This is a genomic window from Burkholderia sp. MSMB1588, from assembly GCF_001546925.1.
In the GTDB taxonomy this organism is placed as follows: domain Bacteria; phylum Pseudomonadota; class Gammaproteobacteria; order Burkholderiales; family Burkholderiaceae; genus Burkholderia; species Burkholderia humptydooensis.
The window spans coordinates 915,724-942,455 of the sequence record NZ_CM003770.1 but is presented as its reverse complement, the minus strand read 5'-3'; the positions used below and the strand labels follow the sequence as shown (position 1 = coordinate 942,455).

Here is a 26,732-nt window from a genome sequence, read left to right as displayed (position 1 = left end):
AATGCAGGACCGCCGATATCCGGCTCGTTCGAGATCACGGGATCGCGCGATCGCGCGATCGCGCCGCTCATCGCCGCATCGCGCGCTGCCACAAGGAAATCGGTCGATTAGAATCGCCGGATGAACCCCTCCGATCTCCGCGACCTTCGCCTCCCGTCCCTCGACGGCCTGCTCGCCTTCGTCGCCGCCGCGCGCCACGGCACGTTCGAGCGCGCGGCCGAAGAGCTGTGCGTGACGGGGAGCGCGGTCGCGAAACGCGTCGCCGCACTCGAACAGTTGCTCGGCGTGCAGTTGCTCGTGCGCAGCGGCAAGGCGCTGGCGCTGACCGCGGCCGGCAACGAATACCTGCATCAGGTGCACGCGCCGCTGCATCTGCTCGCCGCAGTGCCGTTGCACCGGCGCGACGCCGGCAGGACGGAACGGCTGCGGATCTGCGCGCCGCCGACGTTCGCGCGGCAGATCATGGTTCCGCGCCTCGACGCGTTCACGCTCGCCCATCCCGGCGTGGAGCTCGAGGTCATGCTCGCGAGCCCCTTTCCCGACGCGCCGCCGACGGGCGCCGATCTGTGGATTCGCGGCGGCGGCCCGATCGTGTCGGGCGCGACGGTGCTGATGGTCGATGCGCTGACGCCGCTCGCCGCGCCGTCGCTCGTCGAACGCTTCGCGCCGTTGCGCGAGCTCGCGGACCTCGCGGCGCTGCCGCTCTTGTGCACGCCGCTCGAACCGTGGACGTCGTGGTTCCGCGTCGCCGGCCTCGACTGGCCGGAGCCCGCGAACGGACCGAAACTGATGGATCTCGGGCTGCTGCTCGAAGCGGCGGTCAGCGGTCAGGGCGTCGCGCTCGGCAGCCCCGCGCTCGCGCGCCACTGGCTCGCGACGGGCGCGCTCGTGCCGCTGTTTCCGCATATCGTGCGGCCGGCGGCGCCGTATTACCTGATGCCGCACGCGTCGCGCGCCGCCGCCGACGCGTTCGCCGCTTGGCTCGCCGGCGTCTGCGAGCGCGCGGTGCACGACGGCGCGGAATTTCTTTCGCGCCGCGCCTGAAGATATTTCCGGGCGCTCGGCCAGCCACGGCGGTAGCATCGTCGCCACCTTCCGGAGTCGCCCATGTCCGTCCCGATCACCTGCATCGAAGATCTTCGCGTTCTCGCGAAAAAACGCATCCCGCGGATGTTCTACGACTATGTCGATACGGGCTCCTACACGGAATCGACGTATCGCGCGAACGAAGCGGACTTCCAGAAGATCAAGCTGCGCCAGCGGGTCGGCGTCGACATCTCGGATCGCAACCTGCGCACGACGATGGCGGGACAGGACGTCGCGATGCCGGTCGCGCTCGCGCCGACGGGCCTCGTCGGCATGATGCGCGCCGACGGCGAGATCCTCGCCGCGCGCGCCGCGCGGCGCTTCGGCGTGCCGTTCACGCTGTCGACGATGAGCATCTGCTCGATCGAGGACATCGTGGCGCACGCGAGCGGCCCGTTCTGGTTCCAGCTCTACATGATGCGCGACCGCGCGTTCATCGAGCGGCTGATCGGGCGCGCGAGCGCGGCGGGCTGCCCCGCGCTCGTGCTGACGATGGATTTGCAGGTGGCCGGCCAGCGGCACAAGGACGTGAAGAACGGCCTCTCGACGCCGCCGCGCATCACGCTGCCGAACCTGCTCGACATGATGCGCAAGCCGCGCTGGTGCATCGGCATGGCACGCACGCGCCGCCGCCATTTCGGCAACATCGTCGGGCACGTGAAGGGCGTGACCGACATGTCGTCGCTCGATTCGTGGACCCGCGAGCAGTTCGATCCGGCGATCGGCTGGCGCGACGTCGAATGGGTCCGGCAGCGGTGGAGCGGCAAGCTGATCGTCAAGGGCGTGCTCGATCCGGACGATGCGGTCCGCGCGGCCGATGCGGGCGCGGACGCGATCGTCGTGTCGAACCACGGCGGCCGTCAACTGGACGGCGCGATGTCGTCGGTCGAGGCGCTGCCGGCCATCGTCGAGGCGGCCGGCAAGCGCGTCGAAGTGTGGCTCGACGGCGGCGTGCGAACGGGCCAGGACGTGCTGAAGGCGGTTGCGCTCGGCGCGCGCGGCACGATGATCGGCCGCGCGTTCCTCTACGGCGTCGCCGCGCTCGGCGAGGAAGGCGCGCTGCGCAGCCTCGAGCTCATCGCGCGCGAGCTCGATACGACGATGGCGCTGTGCGGCTGCACCGACATTCGATCCGCGAATGCCGGCATGCTCGCGCGGCGGCTCTGATTCGATCCGCTTCCGCGCGGACGCTCGCACGTTTCAGGCAGCGCCGCACGCCCGCTGTGCGCGACGGCGTTGCGGCATCGCCGCCGCGCGCCGCGCATTACGCGATATGCGCGGCAAACCCCGACCGATCCGGCGCGACGTCGTCCCGCAGCGTGAGCTGCGGAATCTCGTAATCGCCGGCATTCTGCGGACGAAACGATATCGGCGCGGTCTTCCACAGATCGTCGAGGCGCTGCCCGAGCGAATCGCAGATCGCCGCGAAGCGCGCTTCGTCGATGCGGCTCGTCCGATGCACGAGGAACGGCGGCAGCACGTCGAAGCCGGGGTAATACAGGATGCCGTGATGGATCGGGTACAGCACGTCGCCGATCGGCCCGTTGATCCCGCGCGGCCCGTAATGCGATTCCCAGCCGCCCGTCGTCACGATCAGCATTGCGCGCTTGCCCTTCATCGAGCCCTCGCCGTACCGATCGCCCCAGTGCGTGTCCGAGTGCTCGCCGACGCCGTAGGCGAAGCCGAACGCGTACACGCGCTCGACCCAGCCCTTCAGGATCGCCGGCATCGAGAACCACCACAGCGGAAACTGCAGGACGAGCGCATCGGCCCAGCGCAGCTTGTCCTGCTCGCGCGCGATGTCGGCCGCCTGCGTGCCGTTCTCGAACGCATGCTTCGAGTCGAGCGACGGGTCGAAGCGCGCATCGGGCTGGCGCCCGGTGTTGTCGTCGGCGTCGAGCGCGGCCTTCCACTGCATCGCGTACAGATCGGACACCTGAACCGTGTGTCCGGCGTCCTTGAGGCGCTTGACCGCGAAGTTCCTGAGCGATCCGTTCAGCGATTTCGGTTCGGGATGGGCATAGACCAGCAAGACGTTCATGTCGGCACTCGCGATTGTCTGGAGCAGTGACCGCAGGATAGCGGCCGCTCAGGTATATTGGAAATTGATTTCTGATATTCCAGGTATTGCGATGAACAATCTCAAGCGGCTGGATCTCAACCTGCTGATCACGCTCGACGCGCTGCTGTCGGAGCACAACGTGACGCGCGCGGCCGAGCGGCTGAACCTGTCGCAGCCGTCGGTCAGCATCCATCTCGCGAAGCTGAGAGACATCTTCGGCGATCCGTTGCTGCTGCCCGGGCCGCGCGGCATGCGGCCCACCGCGCGCGCCGACGAATTGCGCGAGCCGCTGCGCCGCGCGCTCGAAGCGCTCGGGCGCGCGGTGTCGCCGGGCGCGCCGTTCGATCCCGCCGCGGCCGTTCACACGTGGCGCGTCGCCGCGTCCGACTACAGCGAATCGACGGTCGTGCTGCCCGCGTTGGCCGGCTTGCGCGCGGCCGCGCCCGGCACGCGGCTCGCCGTCGTCGAGACGGTGCCGTCGCGCATCGCGAAGCAGGCCGAGCAAGGCGACATCGACCTCGCGTTCCACATCACCGAATGCGCGCCCGGCAATCTGCGCCACCGCGCGCTCTTCACCGAGCGATACGTGCTCGTCGGGCGCGCCGGCCATCCGCGGCTGAAGCGACGGCCGACGCTCGCGCAGTTCTGCAGGCTCGATCACGTGATCGTGTCGCCGGACGGCGGCGGCTTTCAGGGGATCACCGATCATGCGCTCGCGAAGGTCGGCCTCGCGCGGCGCGTCGTGCTGTCCGTGCCGCACTTTCTGTTCATGATGTCGGCCGTCGCAAACAGCGATCTCGTCGCGATGATGCCGTCGCGGCTCGTTCGCGACAGCCGCGCGCTACAAGTCGTCGAGCCGCCGATCGACGTGCCCGGCTTCCAGATGGCGATGCTCTGGCACGAACGCTCGCATCGCGATCCCGCGCATCAGTGGCTGCGCGAGCATGTCGCGGCTTCGGTGTGACGCGCTTCGGTTTCGCGCGCACGCGTTCGCCGCCGCTATTGCGCGAGTTGCAGATCCGCGATCGCCGCCGCGAGAAAGCGCGCGGCCTCTCCGCCCGTGACGACGCGATGATCGAACGTGAGGCTGAGCGGCAGCATGCGATGCACGGCCGGCGCGCCGGCCACCGCGACGACCGCGTCGTGCACGCGCCCCGCGCCGAGAATCGCGACGGTCGGCGGCACGACGACGGGCGCCGCGTACTTGCCGGCGATCATCCCGAAGTTCGACAGCGTGATCGTGTTGCCGCGCAGCTCGTCGGGCGGAATCCTGCGCGCGCGGATGTCGGCGCGCATCCGGTCGAGCCCGTGGCGCAGGTCGGCGGCGTCGCGATGCGCGACGTCGCGCAGCACCGGCACGAAGAGGCCGTCCGGCAGATCGACCGCGATGCCCACGTCGATCTTCGCGACAACGTGCCGGCGCCCCGCCTGCCCGTCGAACCATGCGTTGAGCCCCGGCTCCGCGCGGCAGCCGGCGACGAGCGCGCGGATGAGGCGCATCGTCACGTCCGTGCCCGCGGGCCACGCGTGGATGTCGGCGTCGTCGATCACGGTCGCCGCGGCCACCTCGCTCTGCGCGCGCGCCATGTTCTGCGCCATCGCGCGCCGCACGCCGCGCAGCACCTCGGGCGGCCCGAGCTCGGCCAGCACCTTCGCGACGCGCTGCACGTCCGCCGCGGTGATCACGCCGTCCGCGCCGGACGGCGTCACCATCGCCAGATCGACGTCGAGCTTGCGCGCGAGCGCGCGCACCGCCGGGATCGCCTTGACCGCGCCCGCGCCGCGCCCGCCGGCTCCCGCGCCGAGCGCCGTGGGCGGCTCCTGCACGACGTGCTCGCCAACCGTCATGTGGCCGACGACCGTCCCCGCATCCGCCTCGTCGGCGTCGCCTTCGAACGCGGCGAGCGGCGCGCCGAGATGAACGATGTCGCCCGGCTGCCCGAACAGCTTCGCGACGCGGCCGGATTGCGGCGACGGAATCTCGACGATCGCCTTCGCGGTTTCGACGGACACGAGCGGCCGGTCCGCGTCGATCGTGTCGCCCGCCTTGACGTGCCATTCGACGATCTCCGCTTCCTGCAGGCCTTCGCCGAGATCGGGCAATTTGAAGATCTTCATGTCGTTACGCTGCCTCCAGCGTTTTCCTGACCGCATCGACGATCCGCGCGACGCTCGGCACGTACTGGCTTTCGAGCCTGAAGAGGGGCACGACGACGTCGTAGCCCGTCACGCGCTGCACGGGCGCGAGCAGCGAATAGAGACAACGCTCGGCGACGAGCGCGGCGATCTCAGCGCCGAAGCCCGCGGTGCGCGGCGCCTCGTGAACGATCACGCAGCGCCCCGTCTTCGATACCGATGCGACGATCGTGTCGGCGTCGAGCGGCTTGAGCGTCGCGACGTCGATCACTTCGGCCATCACGCCCTCCTGCGCGAGCTGATCGGCGGCCGCCTGCGCGTCCTGCAGCGCGGCGCCCCAACTGACGAGCGTGACGTCGGCGCCGTCGCGCAGCGTGAAGCACGTATCGAGCGGCAGCGCTTCGCCGTTGTCCTCGACGGGCTGCCTGAACAGCCGATACAGCCGCGACGGCTCGAAGAACATCACCGGGTCCGGATCGCGTATCGCCGCGAGCAGCAGCCCGTAGGCGCGCGCGGGCGTCGACGGAATCACGACGCGCAGGCCCGGGATGTGCGCGAACATCGCCTCGGGGCTCTCCGAATGATGCTCGGGCGCGTGAATGCCGGCGCCGCACGGCGCGCGGATCACGAGCGGGCACGACAACCGGCCGCGCGTGCGATGGCGCAGCCGCGACGCATGATTGAGCACATGATCGATCGCCGGATAGACGAAGCCTGTGAACTGGATCTCGGCGACGGGCTTGAGCCCCATCGCCGCCATGCCGATCGCGGCGCCCGCGATCGCCGTTTCCGCGAGCGGCGTGTCGATCACGCGCTGCGCGCCGAAGCGCGCCTGCAAATCGACGGTCGCGCGAAACACGCCGCCGTTCACGCCGATGTCCTCGCCGAGCAGCACGACGGACGGATCGTGCGCGAGCTCGTACGCGAGCGCCAGATTCACGGCTTCGACCAGATTCAGGTCAGCCATGATGATTCTCCGCGGCCGGCGCAAACGCGAGCGCCGTCGCCAACTGTTCCTGCATCGCGTGCGGCAGGCTCGCGTACAGATGATCGAACATCGCCGACGCGGCCGGCTGCGGCACCGCGAGATAGGCGCGCACCGCTTCCTCGACCTGCGCGTAGCACGCCTTGCCGAACGCTTCGTCCTGCGCGTCGTCCCATACGTTGCGACGCATCAGATGCTTGCGCAGCCGCAGCAGCGGCTCGAACGCCCATTGCTTGCCGAGCGCGTCGGCATCGCGATAGCGCGTCGCGTCGTCCGCCGTCGTGTGATCGCCGAGCCGGTAGCTGAGCGCCTCGACGAGCGCCGGGCCGCCGCCGCGCCGCGCGTTTTCGATCGCTTCGCCAACGGCCTGCCGCACGGCGACGATATCGTTGCCGTCGATCTGCCGCCCTTCGATGCCGGCGGCGATCGCCTTTTGCGCGAGCGTGCGCGCGGCGGTCTGCCGCGCGCGCGGCATCGAGATCGCCCACTGGTTGTTGTTGACGACGATGATGAGCGGCACGCGCCACGCGCCCGCGAGGTTCATCGCTTCGTAGAAATCGCCCTTCGACGTGCCGCCGTCGCCGAGCACGGCCACGGCGACGCGCGCTTCGCCGCGCAGCGCGAACGCATACGCGGCGCCCGCCGCATGGCACACCTGCGTGGCGATCGGCACGCAATTCGGAAAATCCAGCCGCGCGGCCGTGAAATCGCTGCCGCGCTCGTCGCCGCCCCAATACAGCAGGCTTTCCGTCATCGTCACGCCGCGCAGGAATTGCGCGGCGTGATCGCGATACGACGGAAACAGCACGTCGTCGGCGCGCATCGCACTCGCGACGCCCACGCCGATCGCCTCTTGCCCGATCGACGACGCGAACGTGCCGATCTTGCCGGTGCGCTGCAGCGCGACCGCTTTCGTGTCGAACGCGCGCGTGAGCACCATCGCGCGGTAGAGCGGCAGCAGCGCGGCCGCGTCCTGCGCGAACGCGGGCAGCGGCTGGACCGGCTCGCCGTCCGGGCCGAGGTATTGCGTGTAATCGATATCGAAGCTGGCGACCGTGGTCATCGCGGGTCTCCCTGTTTTTCTGGATGCCGAACCATCGATCGAACACCGCGCCATGTCCACCGGCTGGCCGGCTCGCTCGTTGCTTTTCCGCGCCGCCGGATGCGTTCGCGTCAATGCGATCGGCATCGTCTTGTGCGTAACTGGATTTTAGGCAATGGGATCGGCGGCAAAGGCAGGGGTTTGCACGCGGGTCGGCGGCGGGATCGGCAGGCGCGCGCTCGCGCCGAATCGGATGAAGTGACCGGCGAAGCAGTCAACCGGAAAAATTGACCCGCCGCGCCGCGACATTCATGATGCGGTGCGGCAGGTCGATCAGCAACACAACATGGGCCGATTGCTGCATTTTCTTGAGATCGGAAAAGGCAGGACGTCGAATGGCCTTTCCGACTTAAAAGTTAGACGATTCCGCGCGAAACGTCTGTTAATTTTGGTCAGATCGGCGCGGAAAATCCGCCGCGCTTTTTTCCGGCGGATTCACGATCGCCGCACGCCGAAGACGGCGCTTTCCGCGCTTTCACGCAAACGCTGCCCGCGCGCATCTCAATCACAGATTCAGCACGATCGTCTGGCTCGGCGAGCTGCCCGAGCCGGTCGTATTGTCGTTGTTCTGCTGCGTCGGATCGGTCATCCGTGTGACCGGCATGCCGGCAACCAGCGTTTTCGGCGCGCCCTGGGGGTTGCGCGAGTTTCCGGACACGGTTTGCGACGCGACGCCGCCCATCGATCCGCCGCTGTCGCCGCTCGACGAGGGGATGATCGTCGCGACGTTGTGAACCGGCCCGCCGCCCACGAAGATATGGCTGACGTTCGGAATCGCGTTCGCGCGCGACGCGCGGTTCGGATAGGGGACGGGCACGCCCGGCGGCGTCAGGTTGACGCTCGTCGCCATGTTCATGCCTCCTGCACTCGAATTCACCATCACCATGAACGTCTTCCTCCTAACCCAGATGAATCTGCGCGGCGTCGATCTTCGACAGCTTCTCTGCCGTGAGCAGCGTGTGCTTCGCATGCAGACGCATGCTTTCGGTCGCGGCGTGATCGATATGCGACGCGCGAAGATGCTCGACGGTTTCCACCGAGCGAAAACTGCTTCGGCACGATTGCGCGACGTGATCCATTACCGTCTCCAGCAGCCGGCCGATCAGACGGACCTTGCCGAGCCGGCCGTCGAGCGCCGCGCTCGTCAGCGTCGTCTCGTCGGAAGACAGCGACGCCTGTTGCGCCGACATCGTCAGCCGTTGCGTCTCGATCGACACTTGCTCGCGGCTCGCGACGCGAAGCGCATCGCCGCTCTTCAGGCATACGTCCCGCGTGGCATCCAGCACGAGGTCGCCGTCGACGCGCAGATGCACGCCGTGCGCATTCGGCCGCTCCAGAATCGCCGTCACGTAGACGCATCGGCTGTCCGCGCCGGACACGACGACGCGATCGCCGATCCGCGGCTCGACAAGACAGCTAAACGCGCGCCGGCAACGCATCTTCGCGCCGCCGCATGCGACCACATACACGCCGTCCGGCAGCGCGCCGACCACGGTGCCCGCCTTGTCCCGCGCGGACGACTGGCCGTGGATATCCGCTTCCGCTTCGATTGTGCTCATCTTCTTTCCTTCTATTTCGAATGACTGAATAACAACGCGGCGATGCGCCCGGCGCCGCGTCCGCACCGCGCTCAATGGTCCTCACGCCGCCCTTGCTCATCCCTTTGCCGCGACCACGCCTGCGCCGCCGACAATTCCGGATCGCACGCGACGGCGCCCGGATGATCGCGCCATGCGATGTCGGGCGCCGTCGCGCCATGAAACGCCGTCCGCGCGAAGCCGGCTTCGTCGAACACGGCCTCGGTCAGATCCGCGTACGAAAAATCCACTCCCTCGAGGTTCGTCCGCGAAAAGCGCGCGCCCGTGCACGTTGCGCGCTGAAACACCGCCCCGTCCAGCGCCGAGCCGGTGAAATCGGCGCGCCGCGCATCGGCCTGAACCCAGATGCTGCCGCGCAGCGCAGCGCGGCGGCACATCGCGCCGGCGGCGTCGGCTTCGAAGAAAACGGTATCCGGCGCATCGGCGTCATCCAGTCGCGCCCCCGCCAGCCTGGAGCGCTGAAAATTGCAGCAGGCAAGGCTCGCGCCGGTGAAATCGACATCGCGAAGATCCGCGCCGACGAACTGGCAGCGATGCATCCGTTGGCCGCGCAAACGCTGGCCGGCCAAATTCGCTTCGGCAAAAACGGCGTCGTCGAACGTCGCATCGGCGAGAACAGCCGACGTCAGATCGAGCTGATAGAAGACCGCCTTGCGCACGACCGCCCGCGTGAAGTCGGCGCGCGCGAGCCGCGTGTCGCTGAACACCGAGGATTCGATCCGCGCGCCATCGAACCGGCACTCGCCGATGTCGCTCTTCACGCAATGGAAACCGCTCGCGCGCGCACCGGAAAAATTCGCGCCGGCCGCGTGAGTCGAATGCATCATGCACTCGTGAAGTTCGCTTTCCGAAAGATCGACGCGTTCGAGCCGGCACTTGTCGAACGTGCATCGCGACAAGTCCGCATGCCGCATGTCGACATCGCGAAACAGGCATTCGCTGAAAACGGCTTCGCCGAGCCGCACGCGCTGCATCGAGACGCCGATGAACCGGACGCGCTCGAATACGCCGCCCGACCAGTCGTGCCCGTCGAGGCGGGTCGACTCGATCGCGACGTCGCGGATCGCGTGGCCGCGACGAATCTCGTCGAGCAACTGCGCCGCGCGCGTGCTCATGTGCGCACCTGCGCCAGCGGAAACCGCACCGCCCGGCCGAGGTAGGCGTCTTCCCAGCGCGTCTCGGCATCGGCCAGGATCTGCGAGAGGTTCGCGCGAAACAGGTTGGCCCGCCGCAGATCCGCGCCGTCCAGCGTCGCGCCGCGCAGATAGGCGGCGATCAGATCGGTGTCCCGAAGATCGGCTCGCGTGAAATCGGCGCGCACGAAATGACTGCCCTGCGCTTTCGCGCCGCGGAAATCGGCTGCACGCAGGCACGCGTCGGTGAAATCGCAACTGCCGATGCGCGCGCCGCGAAAGCTCGCTTCGCCGAGCCGCGCTTCGCGAAAATTGACTTCCGTCAGCGTCGCGAACGAGAAATCGGCACGCCCGATGTCGCAGTGCGCGACGAAACACGCCTTGCTCATGCTCGCGCGATCGAAGCGAAGCTGGCCGCTCGCCTGTGCGCCGACGATCCCGAATCCGTCGATGCTCGCCGACGAGAACCGCACGTCGGCAAGCGGGCAGTTCATCAGCAGCATCTTCCGGATCGTCGCATCCGAGAAGCTCACGCTGTCGAACGATTGCTCGATGAAGATCAGATCGCGCAGCACGGCGTGACCGAAATCGACGGCATCGAAGCGGCACGCGTCGAAGCGCGTGTTCGCCAGCAAGCCGCCGTTGAAGCGGCAGTCTCGCAAGTGCACGCGCTCGAAAATGCCGTCGCTCGAATCGGCGCCGGAGAAGTCCGTCTGCTCGCAGTCCGCGAGCGAAAGATTGGCCGCCGTCAGGTCCGCGTCGACGAGCTTCGTCCGTGCCAGGTTGGCGCGCACGAGCACCGCGCGCGACAACACCGCGCCCGTCAGATCGGCGCCGCTCAGATCGGCGTTTTCGAGCATCGCGCCGGCCAGCCGCGCGCCGCGCAAGTCCATTCCGGAGAGATCCGCGCCCGTCAGATCGACGCCTTCCAGCGATCGCCCCGCGGCGGCGGCGGCCGCGACGAATTCGCGGCGCGATTGCGCGGCCGCGCCGTTCAGCCGGGCCGGCGCGTCCTGATGTTGCGCGGACCGCCGGTATAGCTCGCGAAGACGTTCGTCCGCATCGCGCTGGATTTGCCGGATGCCGGGCGGATCGGACGAAGCGCCCGCATGCCGTGTGCCATCCTCTTCGACGGGCGCCGTGCGGGCCGGCGGACCGCGCCGCCGCCCGGCCGAAAACACTTCGCTGGTCGCCAGTTCGTGCCGCATGGCCTCCAGCGCGGCGCGCTTCTCGTCGGCAAGCGCCTCCTGACGCTCGACGAACTCGGCCAGTCGGCCGGGGCTCGGCGTCTGCGCTTGCGGGGCGTCCGGAAAGACGCTCAGCCGCTCCCGAAGCTGCCGTTGCCTCACGCTCTGCGGCATCGCATCGGCCATCGCCGGAACATCGGGCTGCAGAGCGTGCTCGGGCAACAGATCCTGATCGCGCAGCGCGTACAGCGCCGCCTTGTCGTGCCGCGTGCGCCACTCGATCACCTGCCGATACCAATCGAGCGGCCTCGCGTGCCCGCTCGCATCCGCGCCGAACAGCACCGTTTGCACGTCGCTCGCATCGAACGCGCGGACGACCGTGACGCCGTGATAGATCAGCAGCACGCGCTCGCGATGCGGAACGAACCAGGCGGTCGTCAATCGCATCGGAATTTCCTCGGGCATGTCGCTGCCGTTGCGGACCACGAACGATCTCGCCCGCAGCGCGGGCAGGCTGCCGGCGAGCCGCGCGCGCTCCGGGTGCAGGTGCGTCAGCGCATAGGTCGCGCCGTCCGGGAATTCCACTCGCCCGGGCAGTTGCTGATCGCTCGGCGCGATGTTGAAGTAGCGCGGATCGAGCGTGCGCGGGAAACCCGGGCAATCCTCTTCCCGCCATTGCTGATCGAGCTCGCCGTACAGGGCCGCGCGCTCGGGCCACGTCGCGTCGATCGGACAAAAGCCGGCGGGCGTGGGTCGCTCGTCCGGGAAGCGCATCGGACTGTGCGCGTATTCGATGTTCGGCAGATCGCGCGGCGCGCCCTCCCGCGCGTGCGCGCCGCGGCCTCGCGGGTTGTCCGCGCAATCCGCGCCGCCGTAGGCGCGATCCCAATCGATCGGCAGCCGCTCGAAAGGCTGCGGCGCGGTGATGCGCGCGCCGGCCCATTGCCTGTCGCCAGATACGCGCAGCCGCTTCTCGACGCCGGCGATGCGAATCCCCACTTCGCACGCGCCGGCGTCCGAATCGTTCGCATACCTTCCATACGCGTATCCGGACACGAGAAATTCCGGGCACGCCTTCGGCAACGCCATGTCGAGCGTGTAGCCGCGCAGCTCGTCGCCGGCCAGACGCCAGAGCTCCGCTTCGGCCAGCAGTTTCGGCGTGTCGCCGAGCGTCGCGACCATCAGCGCGGCGACGCCGAGATGCTCTTGGCCGTGCATCCGGTAAACGCGGGTCAGCGGGCTGATTGCAAGTGGTTTGACGATTTTCATGGGGTGCGGTGGCGTTCGCGCGCGTGCGCGTTCACATCGAGATCTTGATGCCCTTGATGAATTCGCATTCCTGCGTCTTGTTGGCGATCTGCACGACCGTTTCGGCTGCGCTGAATCCGGTCGTCGTCACGCTCGCGCCGTTCGTTGCGACATAGAGCCCCGTCGTGTTGATGCTCGCACCGGTTTCAGAAGTGCTGATTCCCGTGAGACTGGTCGCCGTGCCTTTCAGCGAGACGCTGTTCACGTCTTTCGACGACGCCGTTCCGTTGACCTCCGAATGCGCATTCCCGCTCGTGACCGTGACGGTGTCTCCAACGTGCACGCCTTTCGCATCGCCGAACACGACCGACGTCGAAGCCCCCTGCACGGTGCTCACCGATGCGGTCGTGAACGGGTCCGTGAGCACCGCGACGATCTGCTGCAACGCCATCGCCACGTTCGCCGCGAGCGCCTGAAACCCGCCCGCGCGCTGCATCTGGCGCTGCTGCTTCAATTGCTGATAAGGCTGCCGCTGTTGCTGCCGCTGTTGCGGCAGCGGGCGCTCGCGGGCGGCCGCCTGCCGCTCCGTCGAAGCCGGGCTCGCCGCGCCGCCCGTGCGCAGCAGATCGATCAACCGATCCAGCGGCGATCGCGTCGACATCACCGGCATCAGGTCCACGCCGACGAGCGTCAGATGCTTGCGTCCGACGGTGGTCGTCGCGTCCCGCTCGACCGACACATCGTAATTGCGCTCCGCGTGCAGCTTGACCTGCTCCGCGCCCGCCTTGTCCTCGAAGCGCAGCATGTTCGCGTTCTCGCCGCTGCCGGCCGGCGAGCGCGTCATGAAGCCGCTTTGCGTCGCGTTCTCCGGCAACCGCCACGGCGGCATGTGCAGCGCGTTATACACCTGCCCCGTCACGAGCGGCCGATCCGGATCGCCGTGCTCGAAATCGACGATCACTTCCGAGCCCACGCGCGGAACGTTGACGCCGCCGTAGTTGTTGCCCGACCACGCATACGAAACGCGCACCCAGCACGACGAATTCTGGTCGTCGACGGGCGAGCGGTCCCAATGGAACTTCAGCTTCACGCGGCCGTACTGGTCCGTCCAGATGTCCTGCCCGCGCGGGCCGGTCACGATCGCCGTCTGCGGCCCGCGCGTGCGCGGCTTGCGCACCGTGCGCGCCGGCCGGAACGCGGTGGTCGCCGGCTGCGCGACGAACGACGTATTGATCCGGTATTCGTCGGGGCCCGACGCGCCGCCCGTCTCCGTCGCCGTGAACGTCGCGCCGAGCACCAGATACTCGCGGTTCGCGCTCGCGTGCGGACAGCCTTCGAGCGAGAACGTCGTGCCGCACACGATGTCGCGCACATTGCCGCCGCCCGATGCGCGCTCGCCCCGTGCGCGCACTTCCTCCATCCGCACGCGCACGAAGTGCTCGCCGTGCTCGCGGTCCGTGTAGTCGCCGGGCCACTCGTAACGTTCAAGCTCGTTATGCGCGGTGTCCCGCGGCAGCGCGTTCTCGACGCCGAGGTCCGCGTTCGGCTTCTCGAAATCGAAATCGTCCGTCGTCCAGCGGCCCGGCTGGATGCGCTCCTCGGTGCCGAACGTGTCGATGTATTCGGCGTCGATCTTGTGTCCGGGCGGGTAATAGCGCAGCGTGCGGTACGCAACGCTCTCCACCGGCTTGTGCGCGCCCAGATGATCGACAAGCACCATCCGGTGCACCTTGTTCGAATGCTCGAAGAACCAGTAGATGCCGTGCTCCTGCATCAGCCGCTGGATGAACGCGAAATCGGTCTCGCCGTATTGCACCTGGTAGCCGAGCTTCGGATACCGGCCGCTCAGGCGCTTGTCGTACGAGTACGAATACGCGTTCAGCACTTCGTCGACGATCTCGTCGACGCTCCGGTTCTGGAAGATCCGGTAGTCCGATCGCTGGTCGGCCAGATAGATCCACGGCCGCATCGTGAGCCGGTAGCGGCACTGCCGGTTCAACTGGCCCTCGAAGCGCGCGCCGGTCACGATGCCGCTGATCTCGCGCCTGCCCTGGCCGATGTTGGCCGCGCCCGCCATGCCCGGCATGCCGGGCACGAACGAGCCCATGCCTTCGAGCCGGACGGTCACGGTCAGCGCCTTGCCGATCATCGCCTTCAGATCGAGATTCGCGGCCCGCTCGCCGGTGAGCATCGGGTCCGGCGGCGTCAGGCAATCGAGCGTGTACGAATAGATCTCCGACAGCGTCTCGTTGCCGCGGATCGCGCTCAGTTCGAGCGCGGGTTCGCCGGCGGGCGACATCGGCACGGCGGGGCCGCTCACCGACACGGTACGGGCGGCGGAAAAATTCGGCATGGCTGATCTCTCCACAAACGGTATGAACCGATGAATCGTTCCGGCCGCGCGCTTCGCGCACCGGCTGCGCTCACGCTTCGTCCGCGCTCCATAGCGCAAGCAGCTCGGCGGGGATCGCCTGTACCACGTCCGCATAGCGCTTGCCGACGAAATGCTCCGCACGCCTGAGCAGTATCGGAATCGGGCTGCTCGGCTCGTGCTGCTCGAACCACTGGCGCGCCTGCCGGATCAGCTCGCGCGCGGCGTAACGATCCGCCGGCGCCGCGGCGGCGGCGCGCGCGACAGGCGCCGCGGTCGGCTCCGCCGCCGCGCGTTCGCGCTGCGCCGCCGGCGGTTCGTCCGCGTGCATGGCCGCCGCTTCGTTCGCCGGCGACACGTCGGCCTCGGCCGGCGCGATCGGCGCGGCGGCCGTGCGATCGGCGCTCGCGCCCGCGATCTGGCGAAGCAGCGCTTCGAGCGCCGACAGGTCGGGTGCGTAATCGCCGAGATGTTCGCCGCTCCACGCATCGATCGCGGCCAGCCCCGCGAGCGCATCGGCGAAGCCCGCCAGGACCGCCGGCTGCTGCGCGTGCAGATCGTCGAGCTGACGCACGACCGATTCCGGCGCGAGCGCATCGCCGGGCCGCGGTTGCGCGAACGCGCGCTCCACGTCGCGCACCTGCAGGCGCGTCGCGGTCGACCGGGTCAGCGCGATCTCGCGCACGTCCGCCATCAGCCCGTCGGCATCGGTGAGCGCCTGCAGCGCATTGCGCCGGATCTCCAGCGCCGCGTCGCGATCCGCATCGACGTCGGGTTGCGGGTGAATCGCATCGGGAAACGCGCCGAGCCACGCGGCGAGCAATCCGACGCCTTCCGCGAGCCCCGCCGCGCCGGCCAGCCGGGTCCGGCTCCGGGCGAACAGCACCGCGAGGCGCATGTCCTTGCTGCGCATCATCAGCCGCCGGCAATCGCGCTCGACGTCGCTCCAGTTCACCGGCTCCGGCGAACCGACGAAATCCCCGTACTGCGCCTCGGCGCGAGGCGCGGCCTTCGCCGACAGCACGACGAACTCGGGATCGTATTCAAGGTCCGCGCCGCACGGCGCCGCCGGATCGACGGGCGCCATCCAGTCGTCGGGCTTCGGCGTGCGCGCGGCGGCCGCCTTGCCGGCCGGTTTTCTGCTGCTGGTCATCGTTCACCTCGCATGCCGCGCGATCGGGCGGGCCGGGCCGCGCCGCGCGCGAACCGGTCCGCATACTGCTCGGGCTCGAAGCGCATGCCCGTCACTGGCTCGCCGGACGGCGAGCGGCCGAGCCAGCCGGACCAGCCGAGCTGATGCGGGCCGCCCATCACGGCGGGCGGCGCGCCGTTCGGCTTGATCCGCAGTTCGAGCTCCCATTCGAACTCGTAGCCGACGAACGCCCGCACCCATTCGACGAGGCGCGGCAAATCCTCGCCCTGCGGCGTGAAGCGCAGGTAGGCGTCGATGTCGAGCGGCCCGAACACGAGCCGGAACTTGTGTTGCCGGTCCGGCACCAGCTCGCCGAGCATCGCGCCTTCGGCCATCGTCGACGCATCGCCCGGCTTGCCGAGATGGCTGTGCTCGAGCGGATCGACGGCAATCCAGTGAAATACGTTTTCCTCGAGCGTCACCGGCACGCCGAAGTAACGCTCGAGCGTCATCCGCAGGCCGTCCGCGTTGCGCGCCTCGCGCACCAGGTGCGGCGATGCGGCGAGCCGCGCATGCGCGGGCAGCGGCCGCGCGCCGATCTCGTCGACGTCCTGGCCGGTGAGGCTCGCGACGTAGAACGAAAACCGTTCGTCATCCGGACGATCGAGGCCGGCCGCCGCCTGCGCCGACGCCCACGCGCGATACAGCAGCGTCAGATAGCGGTGATGGAAGATGTCGAGAAAATTGCCGAGCGTCGGATCGCGCCGGCTCTCCTCGCGGTCGCGCGCGATCTCGGTCACGTGGATCGGCAGCGGCCCGTTCGGCCCCAGCATCCCGAGCCCGAAGAGCCGCACCTTGAGGCGCCCGTTCGCGTCGCCGACGCTCGCGATCTCGCGCGGCGCGAATGCGAGGCTCGGCTGCTGGCCGAGACGAAACGGCTCCGCCTGCGGGCGCCGCGCCTTGCCGATCGGATCGATGCGCGCGTCCGCGCCGATGCATCGCAGCAGCGTCAGGAAGCCGTAGCGCCACGGCTCAGCGCGCAGCCGTTCGAGCATCCGCGGCGACAGCGCCGCGTCGCGGACGACATTCTCCGTCCTGTCGTGCGCCATCACGCGCCTCCCCGCGCGCCCATGCGCACCGGCCAGCGCGCGACGCGCCCGCGCTGGATCGAGTTCAGCTCGGTCTGCGTGAAGACGTTGATCGACACGTGCCGCGCCAGATAGTGCTCGAGCACGAGCCCGAACAGATACGGGCTCACGCCGGAGAATCCCGTTTCGTCGACGGTCAGCGCGCATTCGACGCCGCGCCCGAACATGAGCGGGCCCGCGCCGGGCAGCTTGCGCGTGACGGGCCGCGTCTTCACGCCGACGAGGCTTTCGACCTGCCGCCGGTTGTCGGCCTCGTCGCCCGCGAGGAACAGCCGCAGCAGGCCGCGCAAGCCCTGCCCGCCCGCGCGATGGTCGAGCTCGTCGAGCGGAAGGTAGTTGAAGTTCAACTGGCGAATCAGCCGCCACGCGATCTCGCGCTCCGCATACGGCGCCTTCGGCGCGGACGGCGCGCGGATCAGGCCGACGCTGTCGATCGGCGCGGATTCGACCACCGTCAGATCGCGCACGCCGTCGCGCGGCACGAGGCTCGGCAAGTCGCGGTTCGTCAACAGCGCGTCGACCGACAGGTAGCGGATGTCCTCGCTGTAAGGCGCCTCGTTCTGGTCGACGAGCGACACGAACATCTCCGTGCCGACATACGGCGTGCGCGTGCCGTAGCGGCGCGCGGAATCCGACACGAGCCGGCGCTCGCGCCGCGTCGAGAAATAGCGTCCATAGTTGCTCTCGTCGTCGTTCAGCGTCTGGTACAGCGGCCGGAATTCGAGTTCGGCGGACGTCGCGGCGACCTGCCCGTACATCGCCTCGACGGAAAACACTTCGTAGTCGAGCGGCGCGAGGCGGGCCGGCACCAGATGGAACTCGGTCTGTCCCGTCGACAATTCGATCCGGTCCGTGTGGCGCGCAAACAGGTTGATCACCGGCGTGCAGAACAGCGCGAAGCGCGACGCGTCGACGACGTCCGCGAGCCGCTCGGGCGACTGGTCGAGCAGCACGACGATCTCGGCCTCCTGGCCGGCGATGCGCCGCAGCCCTTCTTCGAGCCCCGTCAGCGCGACGAAATGGAAGCGCTCCGGGCACGCGAAGTATTCGTGCAGCAGGTTGTGCCCATGAAACTTCGACCACGTGAGCGGCAGCAGCCCCTCGTCGACGCCGAGCCCTTCGTGAGCGAGCGCGCCGACGGTGACGGCCGCAAGCGGCCGGCCCGGCGCAGCGAACTCGCCGGGCGCGGCCGTGAGCGTCGCGACGCCGGCCACGTGCAGCAGCTCGAACAGGTGCGACGCGACTTGCGGGTCGCCCGCGAGATACAGCGGTAGCCGGTCGAGGCCCTTCAGATCGGCGATGCGCACGTTGCCGGTCGTGCGCAGCCGCAGGCGCAGCGCGCCGCGCACCTGCACGTTGGCCGGCACGTAGCGGTCGAGCGCCGGGATATCGGGCGGAATGCCCGTCAGCCGCGCGTCGGCGATCTCGAGCGGATAGAGCGTCACGTCCTGGCCGCTGCGGAACTGGCACGCAGTCTTCTCGCCGGCCGGCACGCGCGCCGTGAACGCGGTGCCGCGCGCGACGCGAAAGCCCTCCGCGAGATTGCCCTCGGTGCGGCTCGGGTACAGGCGCGCGACTGCCATCGACGGCGTCGGCGCGACGTAGTTCGGGTACAGCACTTCGAGCAGGCGGCCCGTGAAGCGCGGGAATTCCGCGTCGAGCTTGATCTGCATGCGCGCGGCCATGAAGCAGAACGATTCGATCAGCCGCTCGACGTACGGATCGGCCACTTCGCCCGCCTGCATCCCGAGGCGCCGCGCGATCTTCGGGTGCGCGTGCGCGAACTCGGCGGCGAGCTCGCGCATGTAGATCAGTTCCTGGTTGTAGTAGTCGAGCAGTTGCGGTTCCACCGTGTCCCCCCGTTTTTCCGGCCCGCGCGTCAGCTCGCGCGCATGCCGGTGACGTTGACCTGGCTCGTTTCGAGATCGAGCGCGCTCTGCACCATGAATTCGATCGGATAGGGATCCATACGAATCATGCCGCGCACCTCGAACGACAGCACGTTCGAGCGCTCGCCCGCGTCGACGCCCTTCGACGGCGCGACGACGAGCGTCCCGGCGATCAGCCGCGGCTCGAAATCGAGAATCACGCGGCGGACGATCCGTTCGATCTCGGCCCATTTGCACGACGCGAGGAACGCGCCGGCAAGCGGCGGCATGCCGAAGTTGACGGTCGACGCGGCGGCGGCCGGGTAGCGCTCGCGGTCGATGCGCTCGTCGATGCTCGTCGTATTGAGCAGGAACGCGAGATCCCGCTGGACGATGCCGCGCATCTGCATGCGCGTGACCGCGTATTCGCCGGGCGCTTCGGTCTGGCGTTGCGGCGCGTCGTCGCGCAGGCGGTCGATCAACGTCGGCAGCAGATGCGTGTTCGCGCGGCGCGGCGCCGCGACGCCTTCGCCGCGCACAGGCGCATCGTGGCCGCCGCGTGGCGCGGCCGGGCGCTTGTCATGCTCGTCCATCGGAATCCTCCCCGCCGCGCGCGCGATGCGCCGCGGCGCCTGTCGCTCCGCCCATTGCCTCGCCCGCGGGTGCGCGCTCGCCGAATGCGCACGCGTCCAGCTCGATCAGATCGAGCAGCGTGCCGGGGCGCGCGAGCCGCCATCCGGCCGGGTCCGAAAGCGGCAGCCAACGATAATGCCCGGCGGTCACGACTTCGCAGACCGGCCCGAATCGCGAATCGCTGTCGGCGGTCCAGTCGAACGGCGCATGCGGCGCGCGCCCCACGACGAGCGGCCTGTCCTGCAGCCGGCCTGTCGCGCGTGCGCCGGACGAATCGGGAGAGATCGGCGTCGTCATCGTGCGTCGTGCTCCGGGGTCGCGACGGGCGCCGGCAGCGGACTGTCGATCGCGAGCGTCTGATGCTCGCGCCGCGCGAGCGCGGGCGGCAAGCCGGCCGGCCTGCGCGCCGACGCGACGTGGTATTCGGCCGGCGCGAAGAGCCGCAGCACCTCCGGAACCGGCTCCGCGTCCGCCGGATCGGGCGTCTCGCCCGGCCCGAGCTGGCCGAAGACGTCGTCCAGCACGCGCGCCTGGGTCAGCAGCGCATCGATCGAATCCGCGCCTTCGACCGGCCGGTGCAGGTCACTCGGCGGCTGCGCCTCGCGCGTGCGCTCGATCGCGATGCGGGCCGCGTCGTCGCTCGCGAGCGACGCCCGCGGATCGTCGAGCACGCGGCAATACTGCTCGTACAGCGCGTGCAACAGGTCCCGGGCCTGGGCCGGACCGCCCGGAGTCGGCACGCCAGCGGACGTATCGTCCTGCCGCACACCGAGCGCTTCGGTGGCGATCGCGGCGCCGATCAGGCCGAAAACCGCGTCGCCGTCATCCGTGGCGTCATGCCGGCCGGCTTCCGGCGCGCACGCCGGCCGCGCTTCGGCGATTCGCGCGCCCGTATTGCAGTCCGTATTGCAGTCCGTATTGCGGCCCGTGCCGCAATCGGCGGAAAACGGTGCGGCATCGCGCGGCGGCGGCGCGTCCGCGCGCCCGGAATCCGCCCTGCCGAGGCGAAACAATTTAAAAGTACGCATGACGAATCCGATTAGCCAAAATGATTATCAAGCCCACCCCCCGGAATATTCCCGGACCCACTATCTCATTAAAGCAGATTCAACGCACCCCGCCTTATCTCATAAATCCCAATATCGGATTCGCGCGCATTATTCAGCTCCACCGGCTTGCGGGCCGGTTTATTTACGGGCCCGACGCTGTTTTCATTGGACGTCTCGCGGCGCACGGCGAATGCGCGAAAACAGTGTGCGCCTGGAGAAATACGGCTGTCCATCACCGCCAATACGGTCTTTGCAATTTTTAACAGTTTGACGATTCGCCGGATAGAACAGTTTGTCTTTCTATTTTTAGGCGAGAGATCGCCTTACCATTTATGGTAGTTGACCGAAGCCACATCGCCTCAAAATAATTCAATCGACCAAAGTCAATTCAATAAGACCAAACAGGCGCAATTGAACGGATCGAATTTCGCCAATTGCCGCGCTGGATAAATTGATTGATGCTCGTCGTTTATCAGGAAAACGGCGACGCAGACAAAAAAGGATCTGTACATGGCGATCTCGCGTCAGGCGCTGTTCGGAAAACTCGGGGGCACGCTCTTCAGGGCAATCGAATCGGCTACGGTTTTCTGCAAGCTGCGCGGCAATCCGTATGTCGAGCTGGTTCACTGGCTGCAGCAACTGCTGCTGCAGGCCGACTCTGACCTCCACCGGATCGTGAGGCATGCCGGCATCGACCGCGACACGCTCGATCGCGACATCGCGCGCGCGCTCGCCGCGCTGCCGGCCGGGGCAAGCTCGATCAGCGATTTCTCCCATCACGTCGAGACCGCGATCGAGCGCGCGTGGGTGCTCGCGACGCTGCGCTTCGGCGACCGGCGCATCCGCGGCGCGTGGCTCGTCGCCGCGCTCGTCGATACGCCGGAACTGCGGCGCGTGCTGCTCTCCATTTCGCCGACGTTCTCGAGGATTCCTCAGGACGAGCTCGACGACGTGCTGCCCGCGTGGACGGACGGCTCCCCGGAAGCGGCGGACGCGCCGTACGACAACAGCGGTTTCTCGCCCGCGTCGCCGGGCGACGCGTCCGGTGCGGCGCGCGCCGAGTCGAAGGGCTCGCCGCTCGAGCAGTACTGCGCGGATCTGACCGCGCGTGCGCGCGGCGGCGACATCGATCCCGTCGTCGGGCGGGAGCTTGAAATCCGCACGATGATCGACGTGCTGTTGCGGCGCCGACAGAACAATCCGCTGCTCACGGGCGAGGCGGGCGTGGGCAAGACGGCGGTCGTCGAGGGCCTCGCGCTCGCGATCGCGAGCGGCGACGTGCCGCCGAAGCTCGCCGACGTGCGCCTGATGAGCGTCGACGTCGGCGCGCTGCTGGCCGGCGCGAGCATGAAAGGCGAATTCGAATCGCGGCTGAAAGGCGTGCTCGAGGCCGCCGCGAAATCCGGCGCGCCCGTCATCCTGTTCGTCGACGAGATTCACACGCTGATCGGCGCGGGCGGACAAGCCGGCACGGGCGATGCGGCGAACCTGCTCAAGCCCGCGCTCGCGCGCGGCGCGATCCGCACGATCGGCGCGACGACGTGGGCCGAGTACAAGCGGCACATCGAAAAGGACCCCGCGTTGACCCGCCGCTTCCAGGTGTTGCAGGTGCCGGAGCCGGAGGAGCCGGCCGCGGTCCACATGGTGCGCGGCGTCGCGCGGACGTTCTCGCAGCACCACCGCGTGACGGTTCGCGACGAAGCGATCCGCGCCGCCGTCGCGCTGTCGCATCGCTACATTCCGTCGCGCCATCTGCCGGACAAGGCGATCAGCCTCCTCGACACCGCGTGCGCGCGCGTCGCGCTGTCACAGCATGCGGCGCCCCGTGAACTGCAGCACGTGCGCCAGCGCTTGCTCGCCGCGCGCGCCGAGCACGATCTGCTCGTACAGGAAGCGCGCATCGGCCTCGACGCCGGGCAGTCGCTCGCGGCCGCGCGCGAGCGCATCGAGGCGCTCGTGGCCGAAGAAGCGGCCGTCGACGCGCGCTGGAAAGCGCAAGCCGACGCGGCGCGCGCGCTGCTCGCCGCGCGCGAGGCCGCGCTCGCCGGCGACGGCGAAACGCGCGCCGCGTCCGCCCCCGCGCTGCGCGAGCTCGAACGCGCGCTCGCAACGTCCCAGGGCGACGCGCCGCTCGTGTTCCCGGAAGTCAACGAGGCGATCGTCGCGGAGATCGTCGCCGACTGGACCGGCATTCCGGTCGGCCGCATGGTGACAGACGAAATCGCCGCCGTGCACGCGCTGCCCGCGACGCTCGAAGCGCGCGTGATCGGCCAGCCCGACGCGCTGCGCCAGATCGGCGAGCGCGTGCAGACCGCGCGCGCGGGCCTCGCCGATCCGAAGAAGCCGCTCGGCGTGTTCCTGCTCGCGGGCCCGTCGGGCGTCGGCAAGACCGAGACGGCGCTCGCGCTCGCCGAGGCGCTGTACGGCGGCGAGCAGAACCTGATCACGATCAACATGAGCGAGTATCAGGAAGCTCATACCGTGTCCGGCCTGAAAGGCGCGCCGCCCGGCTATGTCGGCTACGGCGAGGGCGGCGTGCTGACCGAGGCCGTGCGGCGGCGGCCGTACAGCGTCGTGCTGCTCGACGAGATCGAGAAGGCGCATCGCGACGTGCACGAGCTCTTCTTCCAGGTCTTCGACAAGGGCTACATGGAAGACGGCGACGGCCGCTACATCGATTTCCGCAACACGACGATCCTGCTCACGAGCAACGCCGGCGCGGAGCTGACCGCGAGCCTGTGCGCCGACGCATCGCTCGCGCCCGACGCCGCCGCGCTGCGCGACGCGCTCGCGCCCGAACTGCTGAAGGTCTTTCCGGCCGCGTTCCTCGGGCGCGTGAGCGTCGTTCCGTACCGGCCGCTCGAACCGCGCGCGCTCGCGCGCATCGTGCGCCTGCATCTGAATCGCGTCGTCGCGCGCATGGCCGACCAGCACCGGATCGCGCTCGCATACGACGACGCCGTCGTCGACTACGTCGTCGGGCGCTGCCTCGTGCAGGAAACCGGCGCGCGGCTGCTGATCGGATTCATCGAGCAGCACGTGCTGCCGCGCCTGTCCGCGCTGTGGCTCGACGCGATTTCGTCGAAAGCGGCGCTCGCGCGCATCGACATCGGCGTGGCCGATCCGGCCGCGCCGGCACCGCAGGCGCTCGTCTTCCGGCCCGGCGACGCGAACCGCGCGGCGGCGCCGGACGCGCCGCTTACCGTCGTGCAGGCCGGCTAGCCCTGCCGTTTCCTCTCTCTCATGGAGTCTCGCATGTCCGCATCCAGCAGCTCTCAAAAATTCATCGCGCGCAATCGCGCGCCCCGCGTGCAGATCGAGTACGACGTCGAAGTCTACGGCTCGGAAAAGAAGGTCGAACTGCCGTTCGTGATGGGCGTGCTCGCCGACCTGTCGGGCAAGCCGGTCGCGCCGCTGCCCGCCGTCGCCGATCGGCGCTTCCTCGACATCGACATCGACAACTTCGACGAGCGGATGAAGGCGATCAAGCCGCGCGTCGCAGTCGCGGTCGACAACACGCTGTCGGGCGACGGGCAACTGATGGTCGACATGACGTTCGAAAGCATCGAGGACTTCTCTCCCGCCGCGATCGCGCGGATGGTCGGGCCGCTGCGCCAGTTGCTCGAGGCGCGCACGCAGCTCGCGAACCTGCAGACCTACATGGACGGCAAGTCGGGCGCCGAGACGCTCGTCAACCGGTTGCTGCAGGACCCGGCGCTGCTCCAGTCGCTCGCGGCCGCGCCGAAGCCGCAGCTCGCTGGCGGCTCCGACGCGCAGGACACGCACGACGCGCACGACGCGCACGACGCGAAGGACGCGGCGGGCCGCGACAGCGACGCGGCCTGACCGGCCGCCCCACACCATACCGGGGAACGAACCATGAAAAAACAGCAAGCCCAGACGGCCGTCGCCGACGCCCAGCCGCAAGCGGATTCGGATTTCGCGCAACTGCTCGCGCAGGAGTTCAAGCCGAAGACCGAGCAGGCGCGCGAAGCGGTCGAATACGCGGTGCGCACGCTCGCCGAGCAGGCGCTCGCGCAATCGGCGACGATCAGCGACGACGCATACAAGAGCATCGCCGCGATCATCGCGCAGATCGATCACAAGCTGTCCGAACAGATCAACCTGATCCTCCATCACGAGGATTTCCAGAAGCTCGAATCGGCGTGGCGCGGGCTGCATCACCTGGTGTCGAACACCGAGACCGACGAGCGCCTGAAGATCCGCTTCATGGACATCTCGAAGGAAGAGCTGCGCCGCACGTTGCGGCGCTACAAGGGGCAGTCGTGGGACCAGAGCCCGCTCTTCAAGCAGATCTACGAAGAGGAGTACGGGCAGCTCGGCGGCGAGCCGTACGGCTGCCTCGTCGCCGATTACTACTTCGACCACACGCCGCCCGACGTCGATCTCCTCGGCTCGATCTCGAAGGTGGCCGCATCCGCGCACACGCCGTTCATCTCGGGCGCGTCGCCTTCGGTGCTGCAGATGGAATCGTGGCAGGAGCTCGCGAACCCGCGCGACCTGACGAAGATCTTCACGCAGAACCTCGAATACGCGTCGTGGAACTCGCTGCGCAACATGGACGACGCGCGCTACATCGGCCTCGCGATGCCGCGCTTCCTCGCGCGCCTGCCGTACGGCGTGCTGACGAATCCCGTCGACGAGTTCGACTTCGAGGAAGACACGAACGGCGCCGACCATCGCCGCTACGCATGGACGAACGCCGCATACGCGATGGGCGTGAACATCAACCGGTCGTTCCGGCTCTATGGCTGGTGCTCGCTGATCCGCGGCGTCGAATCGGGCGGCACGGTCGAGAACCTGCCGTGCCACACGTTCCCGACCGACGACGGCGGCGTCGACATCAAGTGCCCGACCGAGATCGCGATCTCCGACCGGCGCGAGGCGGAGCTGTCGAAAAACGGCTTCATCCCGCTCGTGCATCGCAAGAACACGGATCACGCGACGTTCATCGGCGCGCAGTCGCTGCACAAGCCGGCCGAATACGACGATTCCGACGCCACCGCGAACGCGAACCTGTCGGCGCGCCTGCCGTATCTGTTCGCATGCTCGCGCTTCGCGCACTACCTGAAGTGCATCGTGCGCGACAAGGTGGGCGCGTTCAAGGAGCGCGAGGACATGCAGCGCTGGCTGAACGAATGGATCATGAACTACGTCGACGCGGACCCGGCGAACTCGTCGCAGGACACGAAGGCGCGCCGGCCGCTCGCCGCCGCCGAGGTGGTGGTCGAGCAAGCGCAGGGCAACCCCGGCTACTACCAGGCGAAATTCTTCCTGCGCCCGCACTTCCAGCTCGAGGGCCTGACCGTGTCGCTGCGACTCGTCGCGAAGCTGCCGTCGATCAAGGAAGCCGCCTGACGCATCGCCGGGCGGGCGTCCTCGGCTGGCCGGCATCGCGCCTTCGTCGCGCGCGGCGCGCCGCGCGGGGCCGGCTGTTTTTGTCATCCACGCAATCCACGTAAGAGAGCAATGAAATGGCGCAGGACATTTTTCTGAAGATCGACGGCATCAACGGCGAATCCCTCGACGACAGTCACAAGGACGAGATCGAAGTCCTGAACTGGAACTGGGAAATCCAGCAGGAATCGACGATGCACACGGGCAGCGGCGGCGGCGCCGGCAAGGCGAGCGTCAAGGATCTCGCGTTCGAGCATGCGATCGACCGCGCGAGCCCCAACCTGATGAAGTACGCGCTGACCGGCAAGCACGTCGACCAGGCGGTGCTCGTGATGCGCAAGGCGGGCGGCAATCCGCTCGAATACCTGAAGCTCACGATGAGCGACGTGATCGTCACGCGCGTGAGGCCGTCGGGCAGCCGCGACGATACCGAGCGCAGCCGCGAGACGGTGTCGCTGTCGTTCGCGAAGGTGAAGCAGGAGTACGTCGTGCAGAACGCGCAGGGCGGCAGCGGCGGCGCCGTCACGACGAGCTTCGACATCAAGGGCAACAAGGAAGCCTGAGCGGCGGCGGCGC

General features: G+C 68.5%; 21 protein-coding genes and 1 pseudogene. 7 read left to right on the top strand and 15 right to left on the bottom strand.

Translation table 11 applies throughout. The features are described from left to right. The first annotated feature begins 120 nt into the window (after positions 1-120). Positions 121-1,044: a LysR substrate-binding domain-containing protein gene (locus WS92_RS03925; protein WP_006029709.1), complete on the top strand. Its 924-nt coding sequence runs from the start codon at positions 121-123 to the stop codon at positions 1,042-1,044. 63 nt (positions 1,045-1,107) lie between these two features. Next, on the top strand, positions 1,108-2,253 hold the full coding sequence (locus WS92_RS03920; RefSeq protein WP_059933491.1) for an alpha-hydroxy acid oxidase: 1,146 nt from the start codon (positions 1,108-1,110) through the stop codon (positions 2,251-2,253). Positions 2,254-2,350: 97 nt separating this feature from the next. Here the strand turns inward: WS92_RS03920 and WS92_RS03915 are convergent, their stop codons facing one another. After that, the gene (locus WS92_RS03915) at positions 2,351-3,127 is read right to left on the bottom strand and encodes an NAD(P)H-dependent oxidoreductase (RefSeq protein WP_006029711.1); all 777 of its coding nucleotides are present in this window, start codon (positions 3,125-3,127) and stop codon (positions 2,351-2,353) included. 91 nt (positions 3,128-3,218) lie between these two features. Between WS92_RS03915 and WS92_RS03910 the strand changes: the two genes are divergently transcribed. Beyond that, positions 3,219-4,112, top strand: a complete 894-nt coding sequence (locus tag WS92_RS03910; RefSeq protein WP_015603287.1) for a LysR family transcriptional regulator — start codon at positions 3,219-3,221, stop codon at positions 4,110-4,112. 35 nt (positions 4,113-4,147) lie between these two features. Here the strand turns inward: WS92_RS03910 and WS92_RS03905 are convergent, their stop codons facing one another. From WS92_RS03905 to WS92_RS03840, 14 genes and pseudogenes are all read right to left on the bottom strand, one after another. Then, a complete protein-coding gene (locus tag WS92_RS03905) occupies positions 4,148-5,266 on the bottom strand; it encodes a dihydrolipoamide acetyltransferase family protein (RefSeq protein WP_006029713.1) in 1,119 nt (372 codons plus the stop codon). A gap of 4 nt (positions 5,267-5,270) precedes the next feature. Then, the gene (locus WS92_RS03900) at positions 5,271-6,251 is read right to left on the bottom strand and encodes an alpha-ketoacid dehydrogenase subunit beta (RefSeq protein WP_015604141.1); all 981 of its coding nucleotides are present in this window, start codon (positions 6,249-6,251) and stop codon (positions 5,271-5,273) included. Further along, positions 6,244-7,332 carry a pyruvate dehydrogenase (acetyl-transferring) E1 component subunit alpha gene (pdhA, locus tag WS92_RS03895; RefSeq protein ID WP_015602638.1) on the bottom strand — a complete coding sequence of 363 codons (1,089 nt, stop codon included), beginning with the start codon at positions 7,330-7,332 and terminating at the stop codon, positions 6,244-6,246. The genes WS92_RS03900 and pdhA overlap by 8 nt, the downstream gene beginning before the upstream one ends. Positions 7,333-7,876: 544 nt before the next feature. Continuing rightward, positions 7,877-8,257, bottom strand: coding sequence for a PAAR-like domain-containing protein (locus WS92_RS03890; protein WP_043283388.1), 381 nt, complete (start codon positions 8,255-8,257; stop codon positions 7,877-7,879). A gap of 13 nt (positions 8,258-8,270) precedes the next feature. After that, a complete protein-coding gene (locus WS92_RS03885; RefSeq protein WP_015602893.1) occupies positions 8,271-8,930 on the bottom strand; it encodes a DUF3540 domain-containing protein in 660 nt (219 codons plus the stop codon). Between the two features lie 71 nt (positions 8,931-9,001). Then, entirely contained in the window at positions 9,002-10,084 is a 1,083-nt protein-coding gene (locus WS92_RS03880) for a pentapeptide repeat-containing protein (protein ID WP_059933494.1), read from the bottom strand. Beyond that, positions 10,081-12,558, bottom strand: a complete 2,478-nt coding sequence (locus WS92_RS03875) for a DUF2169 family type VI secretion system accessory protein (protein WP_059933497.1) — start codon at positions 12,556-12,558, stop codon at positions 10,081-10,083. Before WS92_RS03875 ends, WS92_RS03880 begins: the two co-directional genes overlap by 4 nt. A 31-nt stretch (positions 12,559-12,589) precedes the next feature. Beyond that, positions 12,590-14,890: a type VI secretion system Vgr family protein gene (tssI, locus tag WS92_RS03870; RefSeq protein ID WP_059933498.1), complete on the bottom strand. Its 2,301-nt coding sequence runs from the start codon at positions 14,888-14,890 to the stop codon at positions 12,590-12,592. Positions 14,891-14,960: 70 nt separating this feature from the next. Further along, the gene (tssA, locus tag WS92_RS03865) at positions 14,961-16,061 is read right to left on the bottom strand and encodes a type VI secretion system protein TssA (protein ID WP_015603630.1); all 1,101 of its coding nucleotides are present in this window, start codon (positions 16,059-16,061) and stop codon (positions 14,961-14,963) included. Continuing rightward, positions 16,058-17,149 carry a type VI secretion system baseplate subunit TssG gene (tssG, locus tag WS92_RS03860; protein WP_009914155.1) on the bottom strand — a complete coding sequence of 364 codons (1,092 nt, stop codon included), beginning with the start codon at positions 17,147-17,149 and terminating at the stop codon, positions 16,058-16,060. Before tssG ends, tssA begins: the two co-directional genes overlap by 4 nt. Beyond that, a complete protein-coding gene (tssF, locus tag WS92_RS03855) occupies positions 17,149-19,038 on the bottom strand; it encodes a type VI secretion system baseplate subunit TssF (protein ID WP_059933501.1) in 1,890 nt (629 codons plus the stop codon). Before tssF ends, tssG begins: the two co-directional genes overlap by 1 nt. A gap of 29 nt (positions 19,039-19,067) precedes the next feature. Next, a complete protein-coding gene (gene tssE / locus WS92_RS03850) occupies positions 19,068-19,649 on the bottom strand; it encodes a type VI secretion system baseplate subunit TssE (RefSeq protein WP_015603216.1) in 582 nt (193 codons plus the stop codon). Between the two features lie 103 nt (positions 19,650-19,752). Beyond that, positions 19,753-19,929, bottom strand: a pseudogene (locus WS92_RS36320) (type VI secretion system accessory protein TagJ); the annotation flags it as partial. 53 nt (positions 19,930-19,982) lie between these two features. Continuing rightward, positions 19,983-20,717, bottom strand: a complete 735-nt coding sequence (locus tag WS92_RS03840; protein ID WP_059933505.1) for a TagK domain-containing protein — start codon at positions 20,715-20,717, stop codon at positions 19,983-19,985. Positions 20,718-21,248: 531 nt separating this feature from the next. Here WS92_RS03840 and tssH point away from each other — a divergent pair. The 4 genes from tssH to WS92_RS03820 all read left to right on the top strand — a co-directional run bounded on the left by tssH (position 21,249) and on the right by WS92_RS03820 (position 26,719). Further along, complete coding sequence (gene tssH, locus WS92_RS03835; protein WP_059933507.1) at positions 21,249-23,960, top strand: type VI secretion system ATPase TssH; 2,712 nt, start codon at positions 21,249-21,251, stop codon at positions 23,958-23,960. A 33-nt stretch (positions 23,961-23,993) separates the two neighbouring features. Then, on the top strand, positions 23,994-24,584 hold the full coding sequence (gene tssB, locus WS92_RS03830; RefSeq protein ID WP_059933510.1) for a type VI secretion system contractile sheath small subunit: 591 nt from the start codon (positions 23,994-23,996) through the stop codon (positions 24,582-24,584). Between the two features lie 33 nt (positions 24,585-24,617). Next, positions 24,618-26,117 carry a type VI secretion system contractile sheath large subunit gene (gene tssC, locus WS92_RS03825; RefSeq protein ID WP_015603710.1) on the top strand — a complete coding sequence of 500 codons (1,500 nt, stop codon included), beginning with the start codon at positions 24,618-24,620 and terminating at the stop codon, positions 26,115-26,117. A gap of 116 nt (positions 26,118-26,233) precedes the next feature. Further along, positions 26,234-26,719 carry an Hcp family type VI secretion system effector gene (locus WS92_RS03820; protein WP_006029729.1) on the top strand — a complete coding sequence of 162 codons (486 nt, stop codon included), beginning with the start codon at positions 26,234-26,236 and terminating at the stop codon, positions 26,717-26,719. Positions 26,720-26,732: the final 13 nt, after the last annotated feature.

Excerpts from the sequence above, each read along its gene's own strand:
- WS92_RS03920 (WP_059933491.1), top strand. The coding sequence starts at position 1,108 with ATGTCCGTCCCGATCACCTGCATCGAAGATCTTCGCGTTCTCGCGAAA.
- WS92_RS03915 (WP_006029711.1), bottom strand. The coding sequence starts at position 3,127 with ATGAACGTCTTGCTGGTCTATGCCCATCCCGAACCGAAATCGCTGAAC.
- WS92_RS03820 (WP_006029729.1), top strand. The coding sequence starts at position 26,234 with ATGGCGCAGGACATTTTTCTGAAGATCGACGGCATCAACGGCGAATCC.
- WS92_RS03885 (WP_015602893.1), bottom strand. The coding sequence starts at position 8,930 with ATGAGCACAATCGAAGCGGAAGCGGATATCCACGGCCAGTCGTCCGCG.
- WS92_RS03890 (WP_043283388.1), bottom strand. The coding sequence starts at position 8,257 with ATGGTGATGGTGAATTCGAGTGCAGGAGGCATGAACATGGCGACGAGC.
- tssA (WP_015603630.1), bottom strand. The coding sequence starts at position 16,061 with ATGACCAGCAGCAGAAAACCGGCCGGCAAGGCGGCCGCCGCGCGCACG.
- WS92_RS03840 (WP_059933505.1), bottom strand. The coding sequence starts at position 20,717 with ATGCGTACTTTTAAATTGTTTCGCCTCGGCAGGGCGGATTCCGGGCGC.
- tssC (WP_015603710.1), top strand. The coding sequence starts at position 24,618 with ATGAAAAAACAGCAAGCCCAGACGGCCGTCGCCGACGCCCAGCCGCAA.
- tssE (WP_015603216.1), bottom strand. The coding sequence starts at position 19,649 with ATGGACGAGCATGACAAGCGCCCGGCCGCGCCACGCGGCGGCCACGAT.
- tssH (WP_059933507.1), top strand. The coding sequence starts at position 21,249 with ATGGCGATCTCGCGTCAGGCGCTGTTCGGAAAACTCGGGGGCACGCTC.
- tssI (WP_059933498.1), bottom strand. The coding sequence starts at position 14,890 with ATGCCGAATTTTTCCGCCGCCCGTACCGTGTCGGTGAGCGGCCCCGCC.
- pdhA (WP_015602638.1), bottom strand. The coding sequence starts at position 7,332 with ATGACCACGGTCGCCAGCTTCGATATCGATTACACGCAATACCTCGGC.
- WS92_RS03925 (WP_006029709.1), top strand. The coding sequence starts at position 121 with ATGAACCCCTCCGATCTCCGCGACCTTCGCCTCCCGTCCCTCGACGGC.
- WS92_RS03875 (WP_059933497.1), bottom strand. The coding sequence starts at position 12,558 with ATGAAAATCGTCAAACCACTTGCAATCAGCCCGCTGACCCGCGTTTAC.
- tssB (WP_059933510.1), top strand. The coding sequence starts at position 23,994 with ATGTCCGCATCCAGCAGCTCTCAAAAATTCATCGCGCGCAATCGCGCG.
- WS92_RS03910 (WP_015603287.1), top strand. The coding sequence starts at position 3,219 with ATGAACAATCTCAAGCGGCTGGATCTCAACCTGCTGATCACGCTCGAC.
- WS92_RS03905 (WP_006029713.1), bottom strand. The coding sequence starts at position 5,266 with ATGAAGATCTTCAAATTGCCCGATCTCGGCGAAGGCCTGCAGGAAGCG.
- WS92_RS03880 (WP_059933494.1), bottom strand. The coding sequence starts at position 10,084 with ATGAGCACGCGCGCGGCGCAGTTGCTCGACGAGATTCGTCGCGGCCAC.
- WS92_RS03900 (WP_015604141.1), bottom strand. The coding sequence starts at position 6,251 with ATGGCTGACCTGAATCTGGTCGAAGCCGTGAATCTGGCGCTCGCGTAC.
- tssG (WP_009914155.1), bottom strand. The coding sequence starts at position 17,149 with ATGGCGCACGACAGGACGGAGAATGTCGTCCGCGACGCGGCGCTGTCG.